Raw genomic sequence first — 20518 nt, forward strand, 5'->3', positions numbered from 1 at the left:
GGCTGGTGGAGCCCGGCCGAACGCCCGCCGCCGCAGCCCGATCCCATCCTGCTGGAGGCGGAGCGGCCCGCCCAAAGCGTACCCGGACGCAGCGGCCTGCCCTCCATCGGCCGCCGCCCCGCGCCGGCCTCCGACCAGCCGCGTCCCGTATCGCCGCCCGGCGGCGATATCGAAGAGGACACTCCGCTGAAGCCCTGGATGGCGGTGCTCGGCGTGTTCGTCCTGTTCCAGGCGGGCGCCATCGTGCATCCGGTTCTCGGATTGCTGGTGCTCGCGGCGGCTCTCGTCATCGCAATCCGGCGCTGGCTCCGCCGCCGAGGCCGGAGATAGAGATTTCGGCATCGGTCCCGTGTCCGGCCACACTTCGAGGGCCGCTCAAACCGGGTCTCGATGGCTCTGATCCATGGGGCGGGGTCACCGAGGTCCGGTTGAGGACCACCGCCACTGGTGTCGTGACGGCGGCTTGCTCCTCGTGGTGGACATCCGAGACTGGGTACCCATCCCTAAACGCCCGAGATGGGTGGGGAGAAGAACCCTCATCATGCCCGTTAGCATAGTCGGGTAATGCGACTTGTGGGGCTGGCACACCAAGCTCCTACACGCTGCAAGCCATTGCTGTTACGGAACATGCAGCCCGATGCATGAATGCTGATTTTTGCAGGCCCTGTCAGAGTCAACGATGAAAATTTTGGCAACTTTAGCGCTGGCCTTGAGCATAGCAATGGTGGGTGCTGCACGAGGGCAAGCTGTCACGTCTTGGGTTGACGATCCTCTGCCGGAGGCATTGAAGGGACGGGCCGCGGAACTCGTGCGTGTGCTGCGGCCAAATGATGCCGAGGCTGCTTTAGCCAATATGAAGATGCTGCGGGGCGGCTTCGGTCGGAATGCGGAGTTACACATCCTGCGTTTAGAGGCAGACTGCAATGCCGACTATTGCATGACACTGATCGCCAGGATCAATGATCAGGCAATCACACCCGAGCTTACATTTATCGCTGGAAAGACTGTCCTGTTTAGCGATTGGTCAGAGCCAAGATGGGGAACGACCGACTGGTGGCCCATCATCGGCTTTCAGGGTACGAAGGACGCGGCGCTTATAGTCACACGGCGTGGAGAGCAGTGGGTTATCACTGCGTGTGGCCAATGCCAGTCGTGGGTTCATGAAAAGCCGGCAAAACCTCCAGACGGAGAGAGCGCTCTTAGAACGCCACCACCCTACCCAGAAACGTACGACGATTTTAGGCGAGCCCTGGAGTTTAAGCCGTAGAGTAATGGCCGCAAAGGGTGGAACGCGATTATTGCCTGCTGGGCAATTTTGCTATCACATATAGTTTTGTGGCTCGTTATAACGCACTTGCGTGACGCCTAGAGCACTAAACTCTGCTGGCTAACCGCAATCCAGCTAAGGCAAAAATTTTATAAGTTGACATGATGGTCGCGAATATGAAGTGCCACCCGTTTCGAATTTACATTGTCGTGTTGGGAGCTTTGGCATGTGCAAACGCACCGACGAACGCGGCTGAATTTGACAGCAAAGAAGTTCCGTTCCAGGCGGGGATCAAATCGTCTCAAGCCGAATTTATATTCAACGTATGGAAAAAGGCGAGTCATTCGTTTTATCTTAATTTATATTTTAATTTAGGCAGTCGCGACGATCCTGATCGAAATAAAGATCGAGATCGCGTAAGAAAACTAGCCGGCCACGGTGGATATAATATTACAACAAAACGCCGAATTGATAACGGGTTAGCAATTCCGGTTCGCTTGAAGATAGTTCGTCTTGACGACAAAAACAACGGATTAATTCTTGACGAAGCCTATGACGATCCTATAGGCGATGGATTTACGGATAAATATTACGCAAAGCTAATCTTACGATATATTCTTGAGCCCGGGATATATAAAGCTCGCATTGAAGCGCTGAAAGATTTGCCATCGCTGCAGACCGTTCCGGTCAAGTTTGATGTGCATGTTGCGCATGATCGCTCATGAGCAAACCTTGCGTTCAAAAAACTGGGGTACAGTAGGTTTAATGTGGATAGGAGCCAAGAGCATCAGCAAAGTCGGGCTCATTCTCGTCGCAGCCTACGCAGCACTTTCGCTCGCCTCGTGGTTCTACGCTGCTTCTATACGAGGAGACGAGGAGGCAAAATTTTTAGTGGAAGTGCTTCCTATCGCCCCAGCCCTTATTGTCATCGATTCAGCAAGGCTTATGCCTACTATAAACCAACTGCCCGATACTCTCGTAACTCCAATCCTTTACATCGGAAGCATGATAATGATTTACAGCGTTGGTTGGCTTGTTGGTCAGATCGGGTATTTGATTTTCTTGCGCTATCGCCGGGCACATTGAGCCGTCATTTTGCGATCAACGAGATATTACAATTTTAGACTTTAGTGTCTCTCGAAAAACTACCGCTGCGCTGCCGTGCTTAACGCGAGAATCGACCATGATCGGGAGTTTTGTGAGGCACTGTTAATGCCTGCAGTGGGTGGAAAGAGGTAGTTATATGCTCCATGCTGCTGCCATGAAAAACCAAATGCGCGCCCTCTCTATTTTTCGAGCGGCCCGAATTGCTCTAATTTCGCTCGCCGCTGGACCAATCATGGCAGTGCCAGCAACAGCACATGCCGATGGGGCGTCCTTATATCGCGCCAAACGCCTTTTGCTCGGTTGTTGGAAACATGCAGGACCTCTTCAACCGGAGCGAAAGTTTTCGAATTTGACCATGCGATGCTTCCAGGTTGGGCGTGCAAGCGTGCGTGTGTCACTCGAAAGTGATGGTGGAGCAAACGCCTCCTGCGAGCGCTGGCGCGTAGTAGGCCAACACGTTGTGATTTGGGACAAGTATCAGAACGAGCAAAACTGTCTTTTCGCTCTATCTAACGACAGTCAAATTCTGACGCTTGGCGATTGTGGTTACTCTGGAAAATGGGAACGGGACGAGAAATACGATAATCAATCTGAAATTTGTCGAGTAGAATAAGATTGCTGCAAATGTCCGCAAAGGATCGTGAGAGGACGGTACTGCCCATAAAATTTCAGCCGCTCGCCTGCCCGCGGTTTGGGCAGTGACCACGTGAAGTCGACGCACGCGATCGCGGATGGGCCGGCTCCCCCGATACGTCTTGCAATTATAGATTATGGTCATAATCTATAAGCCGAAGCGGCCCCCGAGGGGGCGCATCGCGGGAGAGCGTCATGGGCAAGACTGACATCAAGACGGCCATCGTCACCGGAGCGGCATCCGGCATTGGCTTGGCGACGGCCAAGGCCCTGAAAGCGGCGGGCTACCGGGTCTACGGAACGAGCCGCAGACCCGCTCAGGGACGGGACGGGGACATCACCATGCTGGCCTGCGACGTGACCGACGACGCGTCCGTCGAGGCCCTGGTGAAGACGGTCCACGGCGAGACCGGGCGGATCGATCTGCTCGTCAACAATGCCGGTTTCGGCATCAGCGGGGCGGCGGAGGAATCCACGGTCGCGCAGGCGCAGGCGCTCTTCGACGTCAACCTGTTCGGCGTCATCCGCACGACCCGGGCGGTGCTGCCGCTGATGCGGGCGCAGTCGGGCGGCCGCATCGTCAACATCAGCTCCATCCTGGGGCTCGTCCCGGCGCCCTACATGGCGGTCTATTCGGCCAGCAAGCACGCGCTGGAAGGCTACTCGGAATCCCTCGACCACGAGGTCCGCGGCCAGGGGATCCGGGTCGTGCTGGTGGAGCCGGCCTATACGCGCACGGCCTTCGACGCGAACCTGGTCTCCCCCGATGCCCCGTTGAGCCTCTACGATTCCGATCGCGCGGGCCGGGAGCGTTTCACGCGGGAGGTCATGGCCACGGCCGACGCGCCCGAGATCGTCGCCGAGGTGGTGGTGAAGGCCGCCTCCGCGACGGCGCCGCATCTGCGCTACACCGCCGGATCGATGGCGCGGCAGGCCAGCCTCCTGCGCCGTTTCGTGCCGGCCAAGCAGTTCGACAAGAGCTACCGCAAGCAGATGCGCCTTCCCCCGGTCTCCTGAATCGCCACGCTCCCGGCGCTCAGGTGCAGGGAAGGAATGCGTTCCGACCGGCTCTACGAGCGTCTGATCGGATGTCTCAGCGGATGCTCGTGCCAAAGCCGCTGCTCCCAGCAGACCGCCTCATCCTGAGGTGCCCTTCGCCTCGGCGAAGGGCCTCGAAGGAGGGATCCAGAGCTTACTGCGACATCTGGAGCGCTCCTTCGAGGCCGCTACGCGGCACCTCAGGATGAGGTAACGCCTTGGAAAAACAACTCTAACACGCTCTCAGCCACGACCGGGATTGACCATCGGGTCGGCCTGGAGCCTTGCCGCCGCCAGATCGATGAAGGCGCGCACCTTGGCCGGCGCGCGCCTTCCCTCCAGGCTCACGATATGGACCGGGAGCGGCACCGCCTCCGGATCGTCGAGGACCAGCCTGAGCCGGCCCTCGGCGACCGATGGCGCCACCTGATAGGACAGCAGGGGTGCGATCCCCTGGCCCGCGATGGCAGCCGCCAGGACCGCGTCGATGGTGTTGCAGATCAACCGACATCGCGTGGCGCCACGCGTCGGCCCTTCGGCCGGGGAATGGCGCTCGAAGGGCAGTCGCGTTCCCATCAAACCGATGGTCGCGTGGCGGTGCAGATCCCCCATCGATTCCGGTGTCCCGTGCCGGTCGAGATAGTCCGGCGCGGCGCAGAGAACCCTGCGGACCGTGCCGACCCGGACCGCGACGAGCCCGGAATCGGCGAGGTGCCCGATGCGGATTCCCACATCGGCACCCTCCTCGATCAGGTTGACCACCCGGTCGAGGAACAGCGCCCGCACGCTGACGGCCGGGTAGCGCGCAAGAAATTCGGTGACGGCAGGCAAGACATAAAGCCGGCCGAATTGCACCGGAGCGGTAATCGTCAAGGTTCCGGAAGGTGTCGCGTATGCGCCGGCCGCGAGTGCTTCCGCCTCTTCCATGTCCGAGAGGATGCGGCGGCAATCCTCCAGATAGCGTCCGCCCGCCTCGGTGAGCATCAGCGAGCGCGTGGTCCGCGTCAGAAGACGGGTTCCGATCCGGTTCTCCAGGGCGGCCACCGCACGGGTCACGGCGGGCGGGCTCATGTTGAGTTGGCGCGCCGCAGCAGCGAAGCCCCCGCTTTCCGCCACCCGCACGAAGACCCGCATCGCCTGCCACCGATCCATGCCGGCCTCCTCCGTACCCTCGGATTATTCCATCCAGCGGAATAGTCGATTGCGGAGAATGCCGGTTCACGCGTTCCAGGCAAGGGTCTCTGATGTGTCCGTGGCCGGCGCCCTCGTCCGGCTGTCGCGGAGATCCATCATGAAGCTGTTCCACATGGCCCTGTCCGGGCATGCGCACCGGGCGCGTCTGTTCCTGTCCCTGATGGGCGCGGATTGCGAGATCGTCGAGGTCGACCTCGCCGCCGGCGCGCACAAGACGCCGGATTTCCTGGCCCTGAACCCGTTCGGACAGGTGCCGGTGCTCGTGGACGGCGACGTGGTGGTTCCGGATTCCAACGCCATCCTGGTCTACCTGGCGAAAAAGCTGGGGCGCACGGATTGGCTGCCCGAGGACGCGGCCGCCGCGGCGAGGGTGCAGCGCTGGCTCTCGGTGGCGGCCGGACCCATCGCCTTCGGCCCCGCCGCGGCGCGCATGATCACCCTGTTCGGCGCTCGCTTCGACACGGCCGAAGTGATTGCCCGTGCCCATCAAATCCTAGGCCGCATCGAGGCGGAGCTCGCCGATCGCGCCTGGATCGCCGCCGACCACCCGACCATCGCGGATGTCGCCCTCTACAGCTACGTCGCCGCAGCCCCCGAGGGGAATGTCGACCTCGCGCCCTATGCCGAGATCCGCGCCTGGCTCGGCCGGATCGAGGCGCTGCCCGGCTTCGTGGCCTTTCCGACGACGGCGGCCGGCCTGCGCGCGGCCTGAGACGACCCCCTGCCACAGGAGATGCCCCATGTCCTCATCCGACCCTCACCCCGCCTCGCCCTGGCACCCGGGCGAGATCGCGATCCAGGACCATGCCGGCGTCGCCGAGCGCATGGCCGAGATCGGCCCCCGCGTGATCCGCGACCATATGATCGAGCAGCATCGCGACTTCTTCCGGCACCTGCCCTTCGTGGTGCTCGGGGCGGTGGACCCTGCAGGTGACGTCTGGGCGACGGTCCGGACGGGCGAACCGGGTTTCGTCGACGCGCCTGACCCCTTCCGGCTGCGCGTTCGGGCAGCCGCCGAACCCGGCGATCCGGCCGTGGCGGGCCTGACGGAGGGTGCGGCGGTGGGTCTGCTCGGGATCGATCTGGCGACGCGGCGGAGGAACCGCCTGAACGGGATCGTGGAGCGCCGGGAGGGCGACGGTTTCGAGCTCCGGGTGCAGCAGAGCTTCGGCAATTGCCCGCAATACATCCACGTCCGGCAGGGTGCGGAGCGTTGGCGCAATCCCGTCGCGGCGGCTCCGGAGACCGGCCATGGCCTCGACGAGAGCGCCCGTGCGCTCATCGCCGGGGCCGATACGGTCTTCGTCGCCACCTATGCGGAGGGGAAGGACGGGGACCGGCAGGTCGACGTCTCGCATCGCGGCGGCCCCAAAGGCTTCGTGCGCGTCAGCGAGGACGACGTGCTCACGGTCCCGGATTATTCCGGCAACCGCTTCTTCAACACATTGGGAAACATCCGCGCCAATCCCCGTGCCGGGCTCGCAGTCATCGATTTCACCACCGGCGACCTGCTGCAGATGACGGGGCGGGCGGAGGTGCTCCTCGATTCCCCCGAGATCGCGCGCTTCCCGGGCGCCGAGCGGCTCTGGCGCTTCGCACCCCGGACCTTCGTCCGGCGCGCGGGGGCCGTGCCGCTCTGGTGACGGAGCGACCGGAGCCCGTGCCGCGCCGGCCTCAGCGACGGCGGCCCTGGCTCTGGCTCGCGCGGAGCACCTTGCGGGCCCGGGCCTCGTGGATCGCGGCCACCTTCATCAGGAGGTGGCGTTCGATATCCGAAGGCGCGCTCGCGGCACAGTCCCGCAGGGCGATCGCCGCTCGCACATGCATCAGCGCCCGACCCAGCATCCGATCCCCGCTCCCCGCCCGATCCCATCCCGGTCTAGCGGCGCGGTGCTTAAGGCATCATCAAACGGAATGCGCAAAGGCCGGTCCGGTGCCGGGGATGCCCTGCGGGCGCCGCCGATCCGCTCCGAGAGTTGACGCAGGCCGTCGGGACTGCCAACCCGGCCGCATTGCGGGCGCGGCCGATCCCTCGGTCCGCAGGAGTACCGAATCTTCATGTCCGATCTGCTTGAGACGATCCGCAGAACCCTCGTGCCGATCCACAAGGAGGGCTACCCCTTCATCCTGATCGGCATCGTGCTGACCGTGCTGTTCGGCTATTTCGCCCAGTTCGCCGGCTGGATCTTCCTGATCCTCACCCTGTGGGTCTGCTACTTCTTCCGCGATCCCGAGCGGGTCACCCCGGTGGCGGACGGTCTCGTGGTCTCGCCGGCCGACGGCCGGGTCAACCTGATCTCCACCGTCCTGCCGCCGCCCGAGCTCGACCTGCCGCAGGAGCCGATGACCCGGATCTCGGTCTTCATGAACGTGTTCGATTGCCACGTGAACCGCGTCCCCGTCACCGGCAAGATCGGCCAGATCGTCTACACGCCCGGCCTGTTCCTCAATGCGGAACTCGACAAGGCCAGCGACGACAACGAGCGCAACGGCCTCGTCATCGAGACCACCCATCGCGGCAGCCCCCTGCGCGTCGGCGTCGTGCAGATCGCCGGATTGGTGGCCCGCCGCATCGTCGGCTGGGTGCAGGCGAACGATACCTTGAATGTCGGCGAGCGCTTCGGCCTGATCCGCTTCGGCTCGCGTGTCGACGTCTACCTGCCGGTGGGCACGCGCGTGCTGGTCGGCCTCGGCCAGAAGGCGGTGGCGGGCGAGACCGTGCTCGCCGATCTCGGCGGCGGCCCCGAGCGCAGCTTCCGCCGCATCTGATCTCGCCCGGCCCCGCCCGGGCGGGGTCGCGATCCTTCGCGGACGGTGCCCCATTGGCCCGTTCGCCCGTCTTTCTGAAAAGGCGCGTCATGGACGATCTCTTTCCGCCCTTCGAGCCGGATGCCAACGAGCCGAAGCCGCGCCGCTTCAAGGCGGTGCCGTTCCGGATGATCGCGCCCAACATGATCACCCTGATGGCGGTCTGCCTCGGGCTGACCGCCATCCGTCTCGCGTTCGAGGGCAAGTTCGAGCCCGCCGTCATCGCCATCGTCGCGGCCGCCTTCCTCGACGGAATCGACGGGCGCGTCGCCCGCATGCTCAAGGGCACGTCGCGTTTCGGGGCCGAGCTCGATTCCCTCGCCGATTTCGTCAATTTCGGCTGCGCCCCGGCGCTCATCCTCTACGGCTTCGCCCTGAAGGAGCTGCGCTCGCTCGGCTGGATCGTCGCCCTGATCTTCGCCATCGCCATGGCCCTGCGTCTCGCCCGCTTCAACGCGATGCTCGACGATCCCAACCGGCCCGCCTGGAAGAAGGACTTCTTCGTCGGCATGCCGGCGCCGGCCGGAGCGCTGACCGCGCTACTGCCGCTCTATCTCCACTTCCTCGGCCTGCCGTTCGAGCGCTGGGCCGCGCCGGTGGTGCTCGGCTACACGCTCTGCATCGCCCTCCTCGTGGTTTCCACCGTGCCCACCTTCTCCGGCAAGACCATGGGCAAGCGCGTGCCGCGCGAATGGGTGCTGCCGATCTTCCTCGTCGTGGTCGCGGCCTTCGGCCTGTTCATCAGCTATCCGTTCGAGGCCATGGTGGTGATGGCGGGCGGCTACCTCGTCACCCTGCCGATCGGGGCCGCGCAGTACCGGCGCCGGGCGAAGATCGAGGAGCGTCTCGACGCAACCGGCCGTGGACAGATCGAACCGGCGCCTGTCGAAAGCTGATCGGCTCGCCTAACGTCTCTGCGGGAAGCCCGTTGGGCTCACGCTTTGGAGGCGACGGTGCTGGAAGAATTCAAGAAATTCGCGCTGCGCGGCAACGTCGTCGACCTGGCGGTGGGCGTGATCATCGGCGCCGCCTTCGGCTCCATCGTCACGTCGGCCGTCCAGGACGTGTTCATGCCGATCATCGGGGCGATCACGGGCGGCCTCGATTTCTCGAACTATTACATCGCGCTCTCGTCGAGCGTGCAGAAAGGCGCGGCCTATGCCGATGCCAAGAAGCAGGGCGCGGTGATCGGCTACGGCCAGTTCATCACCGTGGCGCTCAATTTCATGATCGTCGCCTTCGTGCTGTTCCTCGTCATCCGGGCCATGAACAAGCTTCAGACCCAGGAGGAGGCAAAGCCCCTTCCCGAAACCCCGGCGGACGTGAAGCTGCTGGGCGAGATCCGCGATATCCTCGCGGCCAAACCCAAGGTCTAGGGTCCCGAGGTCCGAGTTCAGATCGACGTCGCGGGCTGTGCGTTCAGGTCGTCGAGGAGGCCATCCAGAGCCTGCTCGACCGCGCCGGTGCCTTCCTCATGCGTCTTCAACCGAGTCTCGAGGCGACGCAATTGCGGCGCGAATTCCTCCGGCACGGCAGGTTCACCGAGGAATTTCGGCGCATCGTCCTGCGTGGTGAAGACGGAGCGCAGCTGTTGGCCGAGATGGTCCCGCACCGGCTCGGGCAGAGACGGATCGACATCCGCGGCGCCGGACTGTCCGGAGGCCGATTGATCAATGCGGAGAATCGGATCGTTTGCCATATCGGGTGTCTCCCTCAGTCAAGAGCAATAACCGGCCGGGGCGGCGAGTGTTGCGCGTACCGACTCACAAATGTTGAGGGTACCCGATCCTGCGCCGGTATTTCAGGTGTTTCTCCTGCGAACCCTGACGATTCTTCGATCCACGAAAAAGCCCCCGGTGCCGTGGCACCGGGGGCTCTTGCCGAATGGTCAGCGTCGATCGATGTCGACGATCAATCGATGACCTCGACGATGCGGCGGCTGCGGTCCACCAGCACCGGACGGTCGTTGACGATGGTGTAGCGCGCGCCGCGGGCGTTGTACTCGGACGGCACGTCGTAATAGGTCACGCCGGTGCCGGGCAGGGTCGCGCCGACGCGGACATCGCCGTCATAGGCGTAGGAGCTGTGACGCTCGCGGGTGACGTACTGGCGGAAACGGGGGCGGTCGTCGACACCCAGGATGCCACCGACGGTTCCGGTCGCTGCGCCGACGGCACCGCCGACGATGGCGCCCAGCGGGCCGGCCGCGTCAGCACCGTCCTGCGCGCCGCGCTCGGCGCCGCGCACGAGGCCCTGGGCCTGGGCCGCGAGGGGGAGGGAAAGGGCGATCGCCGAAGCGGCGAGAAGGGTCTTGATGTTCATGATCGAGATCTCCGTATCCGATGACCCGCGAACGGTGACGCTCAGCGGGGTTCGGGGCAGTAACGCCCGATCTCCGGAAAGGGATGCCTCGAAAATCGATTTTGCCGGATTGTCCCAACCATGCCCCCGAGTGGGGGACGACGTTCCTCATGTGCCCGGTGTCGCGATACGATAGCGCTTCGTGAGTGCGAAGGAGCGCCGATCCCGACGGCTCGGCGGCCGGAATCAGGCGTCCTTCGGCATGGCCGATTGGATCAGCCGGTCCGAGCTCAGGTCTTCCTCGTCGTAGCCGAGCAATTCGGCGAGGCGCCCGCGGGCGCGGCTGACGCGGCTCTTCACCGTGCCGACCTTGCAGCCCATGATCGTGGCCGCCTCCTCGTAGGACACGCCCTCGGCGCCCACGAGGACGAGGGCCTCGCGCTGGTCGGGCGGCAGTTTGGCGAGAGCCGTCTGCAGGTCCTCCACATCGAGGCGGTCGCCCTGGTGCGGTGCCGTCGCGAGACGCGCCGCGTAGGAGCCGTCCTGGTCTTCCACCTCGCGCACGCGCTTGCGGTGGTCCGAGTAGAAGATGTTGCGCAAAATGGTGAAGAGCCAGGCGTTGAGGTTCGTGCCCGGCTGGAACCGAGCGCGATGCTGCCAGCCCTTGAGCAGGGTGTCCTGCACGAGATCGTCCGAGCGAGCCGGATTGCTGGTGAGCGAGAGCGCGAAGGCCCGCAGCGACGGCACCGCCGCGAGCAGACCGTTGCGGAACTCGGGCTCCACCTGCTCGCCGCGCGCTTTCAGGGCGGCTTCCAGCTTCTCGATGAGCTCGGCGAAACGCGTGGACGGCTCGTCCGTGCCGAGGCGGTCGTAGACTGTGCGGAGCTGGTCTCCGAGATGGGAGCGAATGGTCGCCGTCAGGCTCGGCCGCCCGTCGCCGTTCGTGTCGCTCAATCGGTCGGGGCTGGTGTCAAGGACGTCGCGTGTCATGGCTCGTCGTATTCTGATCGTTTGGCAGGAAATCGTCCGGTTCGGGCCGGCCGTATCGGATCGGTCCGCCTGACGTCGATGGCGAGCCCGTAGCATGTCACGGGGTTGTAGCGCATCCCACCCGGTCACGCATCCCGCCAAGCTGCGCATATGGCGAAGTACGCCCTTCGCGTCCACATGCGGCGGATGGCGCCGGAGGCAGCGACATCTTGGTCATGTCCCGAAGCGCAGCGGCCTCTGCTGGCGCGATCGGTGGTCTATATGATCCGGTCATGGCCATCGGGAGGGCATGGCCATCGGGAGGGATCGTCCATGGATCGTCGCGCCTTCACCGCGAGCCTGACCGCGGCCGTTCTGTCCGGTCCGGGCGAGGCCGCTCGCGCGGCGGCGCCCGAGCGGCCGCCCGTGCGGATCGCCATGCTGATGTTCCCCGGCATGACGGCGCTCGACCTCGTGGGCCCGCAGGCGATCCTGGCCGGGTTGGCGGGCGATCGGCTCCATCTCGTCTCCCGCCGAGCCGGACCCGTTCCGAGCGATACGGGCCTGACCCTCATTGCCGACACCTCCTTCGAGACCTGCCCCCTCGATATCGACGTGCTCTTCGTGCCGGGCGGCGACGCGACCCCCGCCCAGATGCGCGACGCGGCGACCCTGGCCTTCCTGCGCGACCGGGCTCCACGCGCATCCTGGGTCACCAGCGTCTGCACCGGCTCGCTCATCCTCGGCGCGGCGGGGCTGCTCGACGGCTACCGCGCCACCTCGCATTGGTGCGTGCGCGAGACCGTGCTGCCCCGCCTCGGCGCCATTCCGGTGAACCGGCGCGTGGTGGTGGACCGCAACCGGATCACGGCCGCGGGCATGTCCGCAGGCCTCGACTTCGCCCTCGTCCTGGCGGCCCGCCTGCGTGGCGACGACTATGCCAGGACGAGCCAGCTCGTGGCCGAATATGCGCCGGAACCGCCCTTCTCCGACGGTACGCCCGAGACGGCCGGGCCGGACATCTCCGCCCGCGCCGGAGCGATCCTCAAGGATCTGGCGGCTGGCTGTCTCGCGGCAGCCACGCGGTAGACGCTGCGGCTAAGGGCCGGGGCTTGCCGCCTCGGGCGGCCTCCGCGACCCGCGAGACGGCGCGTCATTTTGCCGGAACCTCGTTGAATGGCCAAGGTTTAGCCCTTGGCGGGAAAGCTGCATGGTCGCCATGCGCTGGACGCCGGACCTCCGCGCTCCAACCATGAAGGGCATCGATCAATGGCATCAGGCCTCGCAGGCGATCTCACCCGGACGAAATCCCTCGAGCGACTGAATGCCGACGCCGAAGGGGGTGAGCACAAGCTCGAACGTACCCTCGGCCCCTGGAGCCTCGTCGCCCTCGGCATCGGCGCGGTGATCGGAGCCGGCCTGTTCTCCCTCACCGGCATCGCGGCGGCCGAGCATGCCGGCCCCGCCGTGGTGATCTCCTTCGCCATCGCGTCGATCGCCTGCGCCTTCGCCGGCATGTGCTACAGCGAGCTCGCCGGCATGATCCCCGTGGCGGGTTCGGCCTATACCTACGCCTACGCCACCATGGGCGAGTTCGTGGCCTGGATCATCGGCTGGGATCTCGTACTGGAATACGCTGTCGGCGCGGCCACCGTTTCGGTGAGTTGGTCGAGCTACGTCACCCGGTTCCTGCGGGACACGCTCGGCATCAACCTGCCGCCCAGCCTCGTCAATTCCCCCTTCGAGACCTACACGGTCGACGGGGTGACGGCGCATGGCATCGTCAACCTGCCCGCCATCCTCATCATCGTCGCCGTCTCGGCCCTGTTGATGATCGGCATCCGCGAATCCGCCCGCGTCAACGCCGTCGTCGTGGCGATCAAGCTCGCGGTGGTGGCGGTCGTGGTGGGCGTCGGCCTGTTCTACATCAAGGCGCAGAACTACGTGCCGTTCATCCCCGAGAATACCGGCACGTTCGGCGAGTACGGCTGGAGCGGCATCATGCGCGGCGCCGGCGTCGTGTTCTTCGCCTATATCGGGTTCGACGCGGTCTCGACGGCGGCGCAGGAGGCCAAGAACCCCCAGCGCAACATGATGATCGGCATTCTCGGCTCGCTGGCCATCTGCACGGTCATCTACATCGCCTTCGCCGGCGTGCTCACCGGCCTCGTCCATTACGACGCCATGAAGGGCGATGCCGCCCCGGTGAACACGGCCATCGCCCAGACCCCGTTCCCGTGGCTGAAGAGCCTCGTGACCCTCGGCGTCATCGCCGGCTTCTCCACCGTGATCCTGGTCCTGCTGCTGGGCCAGAGCCGCGTGTTCTATTCCATGAGCCAGGACCGGCTGCTGCCGGGCTTCTTCTCGAAGATCCACCCGACCTGGAAGACGCCCTACCGCTCGAACCTGTTCTTCATGGTGTTCACCAGCGCGCTCGGCGGGTTCCTGCCGATCAGCCAGCTCGGCCACATGACCAGCATCGGCACCCTGCTGGCCTTCATCCTGGTCTGTGCGGGGGTCATCATCCTGCGCCGGACCCAGCCCGATGCGCGACGGGACTACCGGACGCCGCTGGTGCCGCTGGTGCCGATCCTCGGCATCGTCAGCTGCCTCGCCATGATGGTGTCCCTCGACGGCCAGACCTGGCTGCGACTGCTTGCCTGGCTCGTGGTAGGACTTGTGATCTACTTCGCCTGGAGCCGGCGCAACAGCCGCCTCGGCCGCGACGAGGCCGTCAGGCCGTCTTGATCAGGGACAGGTGCCGGCCGTCGCGGGCCGGCTCCGTCACCTCGCCGACGGCGACCATCTGACGTTCGCGCGCGATGAACGCGGTCGGCATCACGGCCTGCATCTCGGCCTCCACGCTGCGCAACTGCGCATCGCCATGCGACGGGTGGAGATGAATGATCGCCAAAGCCTTCGCCCCCGCCGCCCGCGCCAGCTCGACGCCCTTTTCCCAGGTGGAGTGCCCCCAGCCACAGCAGCGGGGATACTCGGTCTCCGTGAACATGCCGTCGTAGACGAGCAGGTCGGCCCCCTCCACGAAGCGACGAAGGGCCTCGTCGGGCCAGGGGTCGGAATGCTCGATGTCGCTGATGATGCAAAGGCGCTTGCCCGCATGGTCGAAGCGATAGCCCACGGACCCTTGTGGATGATTGAGCAGGATGGTGTCGACCCGCGCGCCGTCGGCGAAACTCAGCGACTCGCCCGCCTTGAAGCCGTGATGGGAGAATGTGCACGGGATGACGTCGAGCGTCACCGGAAACAGCGGCGGCGAGAACAGCCGGTCCAGGGCCGCCTTGGCGCTGTCCCCGTCGAGGTTCCCGCAATAGGTGTTGATCGTCCGCTCTGGGTTGAAGATCACCGGTTTGAAGAACGGCAGCCCAGCGGTGTGATCGAGATGGAGATGGCTGAACAGGAGATCGATCTCCTTGGGTAGCGCCTCGCGATGATGGAGACCGCAAGCGTTAAGGCCGGACCCGGCATCGACCACGAACAGGCGCGTGCCGCAGCGGACCTCCATGCAAGGCGTATTGCCCCCGAACTCGGCATAATCCGGCCCGCTGACAGGCGTGGAACCTCGAACGCCCCAGAAGCGTAGGGAGAGGCCGTCCTCAGCCGAGGTCGTGTGCGTCATGGTCATCGTTCGACTACCGATTGCCCGATCCATCTGAGATCCGGTGCCTTTCGGCGCACCGATGCGATCCGTTCCTCGCGAGAGCGGCCACGATCAGGTTGCCAGGATCGAAGTGGGGTTGACCATGAGGTAGTCAGCCCGTTTCGACATCGATGTGCGGCCACGCACACAGCTTAGAAGACCGGATTCTGCGGAAAGCCGGCTCCCGCCTGACTGTTTCCGCGTCGGGCAAGAGCGCCTTGGGCTCATATTCACGAGCGATAGATAAGGCGACCCGCCTGTTGGGATTGCGCATCAAAACGCCCTCGAGAGGGCGTGCGGGAAGAGAGCTCCTCGGCCCTGCGGCGGGTGGTGCTAGGGCCGGAAACCGGCCTCGCCGTTCAGGCCTTCAATCAGCCGGGGAAGGGGAACGGTGCCCGGAGAGCCGTCGTGTCGATCGGCGACGGCAGCAGGACGCACTCGCACGCTTCGAGCCACTTCAAGTCGATAAATCTCGGAGGGACGCCGAAAGCGGGATCATCGAGACCGACCAAGAGCTTGTAATCCCATATCTTGAACGAATCCCGCGCGTTTTCCAGGTCGCTCGTCACGCGGAGCGACTGACAGGGAATAACGTAGGCATGGGAAACGATGACGCCGTGGAGCGAGGTGGAGACGATCTCCTCGCAGTTCATGATGTCCCCGATCACGCCCTCGATCTCGTCGAACGCAACCGATCGCAGCGAGATGGGACTGATGCGATCCGCACCAAGCTTCTCGATGGCGGCCCGGAACATCGCTTCCTGCAGCAGGTGTGGATTGATGCTGATCTTATGGGTCTCGGGCACATTCGGCACATCCACCTCCGGTAGCAGGGCGGCCGCATCACCGTAGATTTCGGGGCATTCTCCGCCGCTGGCGATGACTGCCGAACGCGTTGGCAGCCCGCCTCGATCGCCATTTCGTAAAAGGTGCTCAGGGTGGGGAACGCAGATACGAAGGCACGCCATTTTTGCTTCAACCCCGCAAAACGAGGCGCTAAGGGCAGGCAACGTAGAATAGATCTAAATCTAAATTGTAGCCCGAACGGTTTGCGTGAGTTTTATACTCTTTCCAATATTCGCCAATACGCTTGCTTGATCGATCAGCTTGCGTCTTTATGCCCGCTGGCGGGGCACTGCAGAATTTGGAGGTCGGACGAGATGGAACGGGTGCTGGAACTGATCCGCGGTTATGCACGGCTGGCATGGTGGGATGGTTGCACCGTCGACATGCGTCTGCACCGCATCGCAGACTTCGTCGATTTCCTGACTGCCGCAAAGGAGCCGGGCCTGATGCACAAACCGATCCCGATCGTAAAAGGAGAGATCGCGTGAGTGTTATCCGTTCTTCCCGGCCCTGTATCGATCCGCCCAAGGAGGGAAGCGAACTGGACGAGGCACTGCGACGCGCGTTCTGGACCAGTCTGCACCGACAACCTCTTCCGGCGCTCCAGGCGCTGGCGGTAGCGGCGCGCACCATCGGAACGCTGTATCGACAGATCGCCGAGGCCCACGAAGGTCCAGGCGGCTGCAATTGCGGGTGGGAGCCCGATCCTGATAGCGATCTCATCGTGCTCGAGGCCAATCTGGCGGCGGCCCTGCTCAAGCCGCCGGAAGCCGACCTCGCCCATATGACAATGCTCGGAAGAGCGTGACGGCTGGGCGTGCCAGCCTTTGTGTCTCTCACAAAACTCGGATTGCCCCGTTTCTATGGTCGGATCAGGGGGCTTGGTGGAGCTGAGTCTCCGGCAACGGATCCGACTGAGTTTCCTGTTCGTAGACGAAGCACGAGCGGTAGCTGAGCGCTGAGTGCCGGCACAGCGGATTGTAGAAGCCCTCGATGTAGCGGAAGCAGGCCATCCGAGCCTCGGCCTGCGAGCGGAAGCGACGGCGGGCGAGCGACTCGCATTTGAGGATGGAGAAGAAGCCCTCAGCCATGGCATTGTCGTAGGCGGCGCCGACCGAACCCATCAAGGGTCGCACGCTCACCTACTGGCAGCAGCTGCCGAAGGCCCTCGACGTGTGTTGCGATCCCTGGTCCGAGCGATGGATCACGCCACGGGGCCTGTGCTGGGTGATGGCCATCTCCAGAGCGTCTAGGACGAGTTCCGAGCGGAGGTGATTACCCAACGATCCGGCGGCTGAAGGCATCGAGCCCGACGCTGAGGTAGAGGACGGCGGCAGCAGTCGGCAGGTAGGTGAGATACTGTCGGCGAATCAGGGGTTGCGGGCATTGTAATGGCGATGCTCGATAAGCTTCCGATCGGCACGATCCTGCCTGAGACAGTGCGGCTTGCGAAGGCGGCGTTCTCCAAGGGAACGACGGCCACTCAGCGCCCTCTATCAGGACGAGGACTTCGGTGGCCTCTACCCGACCCGTGGTCAACTCGGGCTTCCGCCGTGGCGGCTGGCTCTCTTCACGGTCTTTGAGTTCTCAGAGCAACAGAGCGATCGCCAAGCTGCGGATACCGTGCGTGCCCGGATCGACTGGAAGTATGCGCTCGGGCTCGAACTCACCGAGCCGGGCTTCCACTTCAGTGCACTGACTGAGTTCCGCGCCCGCCTCATCGCCGGCGACGCCGAGCACCTGCTTTTGGATCGAATGCTCACGCGCTTCAGGGCACGCGGCTTGGTCAAGGTACGCGGCAAGCAGCGCACTGATAGCACGCACGTTCTGGCCGCCGTCGCGCCGGGCTGGCTGCGCGGGATCACGCAGCCGGTTTGGTTCAAGCATTACGGACGCCGGGTCGAGGGTTACCGGCCGCCCAAAGGTCGGGCGGAGCGGGAAGCACTCCCTCTCGCGATCGGTGTCCACGGGTTCTGTCTGCTTGAGGCCCTGGACGCGCCGGATGCACCCGCTGAGGCACGTGGCGTGTCGATGGTCAGCACCCTGCGCGACGTGTGGCGCGTGCATTATGCCCGTGAGGGAGGCGGGACGCTGCACTGGCGCAGCGGTCCGGAGCTGCCGCCGGTCGGTGAGCGGCTGCAATCCCCCTCCGACCCCGAGGTCTGCGACCCGGATGTAGCTCATCTTGTCACGAACGTGATGACCTGCCCCGCGATGCAGCCCGAAATGGCGAGCACGGCCGCGATTCACGAGCAGCTGGCCGCCAAGGATCTTCTGCCGGCCGAACACTTCGTGGATGCCGGCTACGTCGATGCGGGACTGCTGGTCGGAAGCCGGCGAGACCGTGCCGTCGCGCTGGAAGGGCCGGTCCGCGCCATGCCGCAGCGGGCAACGAAAGCTGAACGAGCCTGCGAGCAGCGCCACTTCGTCATGGACTGGAAGCACGAGCGGGTCACCTGTCCGCAGGGCAAGACGCCGGCGACCTGGCGCGCCATCCATGACGAGGTCGGAGCCCCACGCGTCCAGGCGGTGTTCAGCCGGACCGATTGCGGCGCCTGCCTGGCGCGCCGATTGTGTACTTCCTCCAAGAGGGGCGCCGCTCTGTCTACTTCCTGCCACGCTTGGAATACGAGGTGCTGAATGCCGCGCAGGACCGGATGCAGGATCCGGTCTGGAAAGAGCGGTATCGCATCCGCGCCGGAATCGAGGCCCCCCCTCCCAGGGCATACGCTCCGTAGGTCTGTGCCGGAGCCGAGACATCGGCCAAGCCAAGACCGGACTGCAGCATGTCTGCGTGGCTGCCGCGATGAATGCCTCACACGCCGTACACTGGCTGACAGAGACGCCCCGGCCAGAACACGCGAGACGCGGTTTGCAGCTTTGGCCGCAGCTGCCCGGTTCGCCAACAGTATCTAGGTGAAGTCGGCGATCCACTTTTGGTTCGGCCGATCCGCTTCGAACTTCCGATCCAAGATATTGGGGGAGACGACGGAGCGCTCGCCATCATCCTTGGGCAGGCCGCGCCGTCGCGGACCGGCCCGCAATCCGTTCTCCCGCATGAGCCGCTTGATCTGGTGCAGCCCGCTGGAGATGCCCTCCGCCAGCACGTCGCGCCAGATCCGACGGGCTCCGTATGTACGGTCGCTCGCCGCGAAGCTCGCCCGCACCTTCGTCAAGATCGCAACGTCGTCCTGGGCTCGCTAGCTCGCCTGCCCCGTGAATCAAACATGGAAGCCGGACCTGGACACGTCGAAGGCGCTGCACATCCAGGTGACCGGCAAGATTGCGCGATGCTTGGCCACGAAAGCAAACTTCACATCGCACCCCTCGCGAAGTACGCCGCAGCCTTTTAAGGATTTTACTTCGCTGAACTTCAATTTACCCTCCGCCTTCAGACGAGGAGCATCTTTACGAAGACGTTCGATCTCGACCTGCTCAGACTTTACCTGCCCAGGAACGGGACACGCCTAAGCGGGATCAGACGAGAGCTCCCTACCCTTTGCGCACGACGTTCTCGTCAACGTCCAGATCACGGGCAACCTAAGCCACCGAAACGCCTCGCTGCTCGACCAGCCGGATCGCCTCGACCTTGAACTCACGACGAAACTTGCGACGCTGCATCCCACACTTCCGGTTCCGTCATGGTACCCAGACTGGGGGCCACGGAACCTGCAGCAGGCCAATCAGCAAGCTCTACGAGACCACATGGATCGTAGTCACCACCAACCTCGCTTTCGGGGAATGGCCCAGCGTGTTCGCCAGCGACGCCAAGATGACAGCGGCGCCGCTCGACCGGCTCACCCCCCATTGCGAGATCGTCGACACCGGCAACAAGAGCTGGCACTTAAAAAACCGCGCCCGAGGCCGGCGCACACGTCGCGTTTGCTGGCTCCCTGATCAGCCCGGCTGCGCCACCCCGACCCGCTTCGCCGAGCTGATCAGGGGCGTCCCGCCATACCCATCCAGGGGATCAAAATTCGACGCCGATCCAGGGTCAATATTCAACACTGTTTGACAGTTTGTCTCGTTTTATGCCGCCTACATTCGCGTATTTAATAAGCCTTTGCATCTGACTCAGTCGTATAGTCCTGCGCTCTGATCAATCGAAATCTTCGAGGAAAGCCCCCGCCCCAACCGGCTTCAGAAAACAGGATTAGATCGAAGTTTCTAAATACGCTCGCAGCACATCGCACATTAATCAAATACAAATGACGAAAATATATGCTATTTATTGCATTGTGCTCTAAATTTCTGCAAAATAACCGATACAAAAATCATTAACCAGGCACTTGTTCAAACAATAGGCCGCGTGAACATCATTTAACCGGACATGTGCGTTTTATAGACTTTTGTGTTTTGCCATTTTACCCATAAATCAGGCGGCAGGAACGCTTAAGATAGTGCAAAAGCTATAACAGCCAGGGTCTGAAGAAGATCAGATCCGCACAGGAAGCAGACAATCAAAGATGTTGTCTGGCGCTTCGAGACAGTCTCTCCGCCACGCTGCCCGCAGCGGCGGCCACTGACAAGGGCCGCCGGCAGAAGTCTGCTCAAACTATAATATCAGAAAAATAAAACATAACCGCCACCCGCCCCGCTCGTCATCTCTGTAGCTTTCTCGTCGTTTGGAGACCAACCTGTGTCGTTGAAGTCCTTGCTGCGATCCGCAGTCTTTACACTTGCGTCGGCATGTGCCG

Annotated in this window: 22 protein-coding genes and 4 pseudogenes; 17 read left to right on the top strand and 9 right to left on the bottom strand. The window is 63.7% G+C overall.

The features are described 5' to 3' along the window. The 6 genes and pseudogenes from FV220_RS17830 to FV220_RS17855 all read left to right on the top strand — a co-directional run. Positions 1-330 (top strand): annotated as a pseudogene (locus FV220_RS17830) (RNA-directed DNA polymerase); the annotation flags it as partial. 349 nt (positions 331-679) lie between these two features. Then, complete coding sequence (locus FV220_RS17835; protein WP_147832748.1) at positions 680-1267, top strand: hypothetical protein; 588 nt, start codon at positions 680-682, stop codon at positions 1265-1267. 161 nt (positions 1268-1428) lie between these two features. Continuing rightward, complete coding sequence (locus FV220_RS17840) at positions 1429-1992, top strand: DUF5625 family protein (RefSeq protein ID WP_147832749.1); 564 nt, start codon at positions 1429-1431, stop codon at positions 1990-1992. Continuing rightward, on the top strand, positions 1970-2353 hold the full coding sequence (locus FV220_RS17845; RefSeq protein WP_147832750.1) for a hypothetical protein: 384 nt from the start codon (positions 1970-1972) through the stop codon (positions 2351-2353). Before FV220_RS17840 ends, FV220_RS17845 begins: the two co-directional genes overlap by 23 nt. Before the next feature lie 157 nt (positions 2354-2510). Further along, positions 2511-2987 carry a hypothetical protein gene (locus FV220_RS17850; protein WP_147832751.1) on the top strand — a complete coding sequence of 159 codons (477 nt, stop codon included), beginning with the start codon at positions 2511-2513 and terminating at the stop codon, positions 2985-2987. Between the two features lie 215 nt (positions 2988-3202). Further along, the gene (locus tag FV220_RS17855) at positions 3203-4024 is read left to right on the top strand and encodes an oxidoreductase (protein WP_147832752.1); all 822 of its coding nucleotides are present in this window, start codon (positions 3203-3205) and stop codon (positions 4022-4024) included. A gap of 264 nt (positions 4025-4288) precedes the next feature. Here the strand turns inward: FV220_RS17855 and FV220_RS17860 are convergent, their stop codons facing one another. Then, positions 4289-5197 (bottom strand): LysR family transcriptional regulator, encoded by a 909-nt coding sequence (locus FV220_RS17860; RefSeq protein WP_147832753.1) that lies wholly within the window; start codon positions 5195-5197, stop codon positions 4289-4291. Positions 5198-5336: 139 nt separating this feature from the next. Here FV220_RS17860 and FV220_RS17865 point away from each other — a divergent pair, with 139 nt between their 5' ends. Further along, the gene (locus FV220_RS17865; RefSeq protein ID WP_147832754.1) at positions 5337-5951 is read left to right on the top strand and encodes a glutathione S-transferase; all 615 of its coding nucleotides are present in this window, start codon (positions 5337-5339) and stop codon (positions 5949-5951) included. 28 nt (positions 5952-5979) lie between these two features. Continuing rightward, positions 5980-6882: a pyridoxamine 5'-phosphate oxidase family protein gene (locus FV220_RS17870; protein WP_147832755.1), complete on the top strand. Its 903-nt coding sequence runs from the start codon at positions 5980-5982 to the stop codon at positions 6880-6882. 31 nt (positions 6883-6913) lie between these two features. On the opposite strand, the gene FV220_RS25575 is transcribed toward FV220_RS17870, so the two are convergent. After that, on the bottom strand, positions 6914-7084 hold the full coding sequence (locus FV220_RS25575; protein WP_187273446.1) for a hypothetical protein: 171 nt from the start codon (positions 7082-7084) through the stop codon (positions 6914-6916). Positions 7085-7297: 213 nt separating this feature from the next. Between FV220_RS25575 and FV220_RS17875 the strand changes: the two genes are divergently transcribed. From FV220_RS17875 to mscL, 3 genes are all read left to right on the top strand, one after another. Further along, complete coding sequence (locus FV220_RS17875; RefSeq protein WP_018045459.1) at positions 7298-8008, top strand: phosphatidylserine decarboxylase; 711 nt, start codon at positions 7298-7300, stop codon at positions 8006-8008. Positions 8009-8097: 89 nt separating this feature from the next. Then, complete coding sequence (locus FV220_RS17880) at positions 8098-8943, top strand: phosphatidylcholine/phosphatidylserine synthase (RefSeq protein ID WP_147832756.1); 846 nt, start codon at positions 8098-8100, stop codon at positions 8941-8943. A gap of 57 nt (positions 8944-9000) precedes the next feature. Further along, positions 9001-9423: a large conductance mechanosensitive channel protein MscL gene (gene mscL / locus FV220_RS17885; protein WP_026176221.1), complete on the top strand. Its 423-nt coding sequence runs from the start codon at positions 9001-9003 to the stop codon at positions 9421-9423. A gap of 17 nt (positions 9424-9440) precedes the next feature. Here mscL and FV220_RS17890 read toward each other — a convergent pair whose 3' ends face one another. The 3 genes from FV220_RS17890 to FV220_RS17900 form a co-directional block, all read right to left on the bottom strand. Continuing rightward, positions 9441-9746: a hypothetical protein gene (locus FV220_RS17890; protein ID WP_246689486.1), complete on the bottom strand. Its 306-nt coding sequence runs from the start codon at positions 9744-9746 to the stop codon at positions 9441-9443. A 212-nt stretch (positions 9747-9958) separates the two neighbouring features. Continuing rightward, positions 9959-10369, bottom strand: a complete 411-nt coding sequence (locus tag FV220_RS17895) for a DUF1236 domain-containing protein (RefSeq protein ID WP_018045463.1) — start codon at positions 10367-10369, stop codon at positions 9959-9961. Positions 10370-10594: 225 nt separating this feature from the next. After that, entirely contained in the window at positions 10595-11338 is a 744-nt protein-coding gene (locus FV220_RS17900; RefSeq protein ID WP_018045464.1) for a sigma-70 family RNA polymerase sigma factor, read from the bottom strand. Positions 11339-11755: 417 nt separating this feature from the next. Here FV220_RS17900 and FV220_RS17905 point away from each other — a divergent pair, with 417 nt between their 5' ends. Then, on the top strand, positions 11756-12406 hold the full coding sequence (locus FV220_RS17905; RefSeq protein ID WP_147832762.1) for a DJ-1/PfpI family protein: 651 nt from the start codon (positions 11756-11758) through the stop codon (positions 12404-12406). 180 nt (positions 12407-12586) lie between these two features. Continuing rightward, entirely contained in the window at positions 12587-14065 is a 1479-nt protein-coding gene (locus tag FV220_RS17910; protein WP_056145057.1) for an amino acid permease, read from the top strand. On the opposite strand, the gene FV220_RS17915 is transcribed toward FV220_RS17910, so the two are convergent. Both FV220_RS17915 and FV220_RS17920 read right to left on the bottom strand, forming a co-directional pair. Further along, on the bottom strand, positions 14052-14960 hold the full coding sequence (locus tag FV220_RS17915) for an MBL fold metallo-hydrolase (protein WP_018045467.1): 909 nt from the start codon (positions 14958-14960) through the stop codon (positions 14052-14054). The genes FV220_RS17910 and FV220_RS17915 overlap by 14 nt on opposite strands. Positions 14961-15346: 386 nt before the next feature. Next, a complete protein-coding gene (locus FV220_RS17920; RefSeq protein ID WP_187273447.1) occupies positions 15347-15943 on the bottom strand; it encodes a hypothetical protein in 597 nt (198 codons plus the stop codon). Between the two features lie 201 nt (positions 15944-16144). Here FV220_RS17920 and FV220_RS25580 point away from each other — a divergent pair, with 201 nt between their 5' ends. Both FV220_RS25580 and FV220_RS17925 read left to right on the top strand, forming a co-directional pair. After that, entirely contained in the window at positions 16145-16309 is a 165-nt protein-coding gene (locus FV220_RS25580) for a hypothetical protein (protein ID WP_187273450.1), read from the top strand. After that, complete coding sequence (locus FV220_RS17925; protein ID WP_147832757.1) at positions 16306-16629, top strand: hypothetical protein; 324 nt, start codon at positions 16306-16308, stop codon at positions 16627-16629. Before FV220_RS25580 ends, FV220_RS17925 begins: the two co-directional genes overlap by 4 nt. A gap of 64 nt (positions 16630-16693) precedes the next feature. Here the strand turns inward: FV220_RS17925 and FV220_RS26160 are convergent. After that, a pseudogene (locus tag FV220_RS26160) lies at positions 16694-17177 on the bottom strand (DDE-type integrase/transposase/recombinase); the annotation flags it as partial. Positions 17178-17267: 90 nt separating this feature from the next. Here FV220_RS26160 and FV220_RS17935 point away from each other — a divergent pair. Continuing rightward, a complete protein-coding gene (locus FV220_RS17935; protein ID WP_187273448.1) occupies positions 17268-18461 on the top strand; it encodes a transposase in 1194 nt (397 codons plus the stop codon). A 275-nt stretch (positions 18462-18736) separates the two neighbouring features. On the opposite strand, the pseudogene FV220_RS26165 reads toward FV220_RS17935, so the two are convergent. Then, a pseudogene (locus tag FV220_RS26165) lies at positions 18737-19442 on the bottom strand (IS3 family transposase); the annotation flags it as partial. A 61-nt stretch (positions 19443-19503) separates the two neighbouring features. Here FV220_RS26165 and FV220_RS26170 point away from each other — a divergent pair. Continuing rightward, positions 19504-19836 (top strand): annotated as a pseudogene (locus FV220_RS26170) (ATP-binding protein); the annotation flags it as partial. Positions 19837-20518: the final 682 nt, after the last annotated feature.

The sequence above is a fragment of the Methylobacterium sp. WL19 genome (assembly GCF_008040005.1).
Lineage (GTDB): Bacteria > Pseudomonadota > Alphaproteobacteria > Rhizobiales > Beijerinckiaceae > Methylobacterium > Methylobacterium bullatum.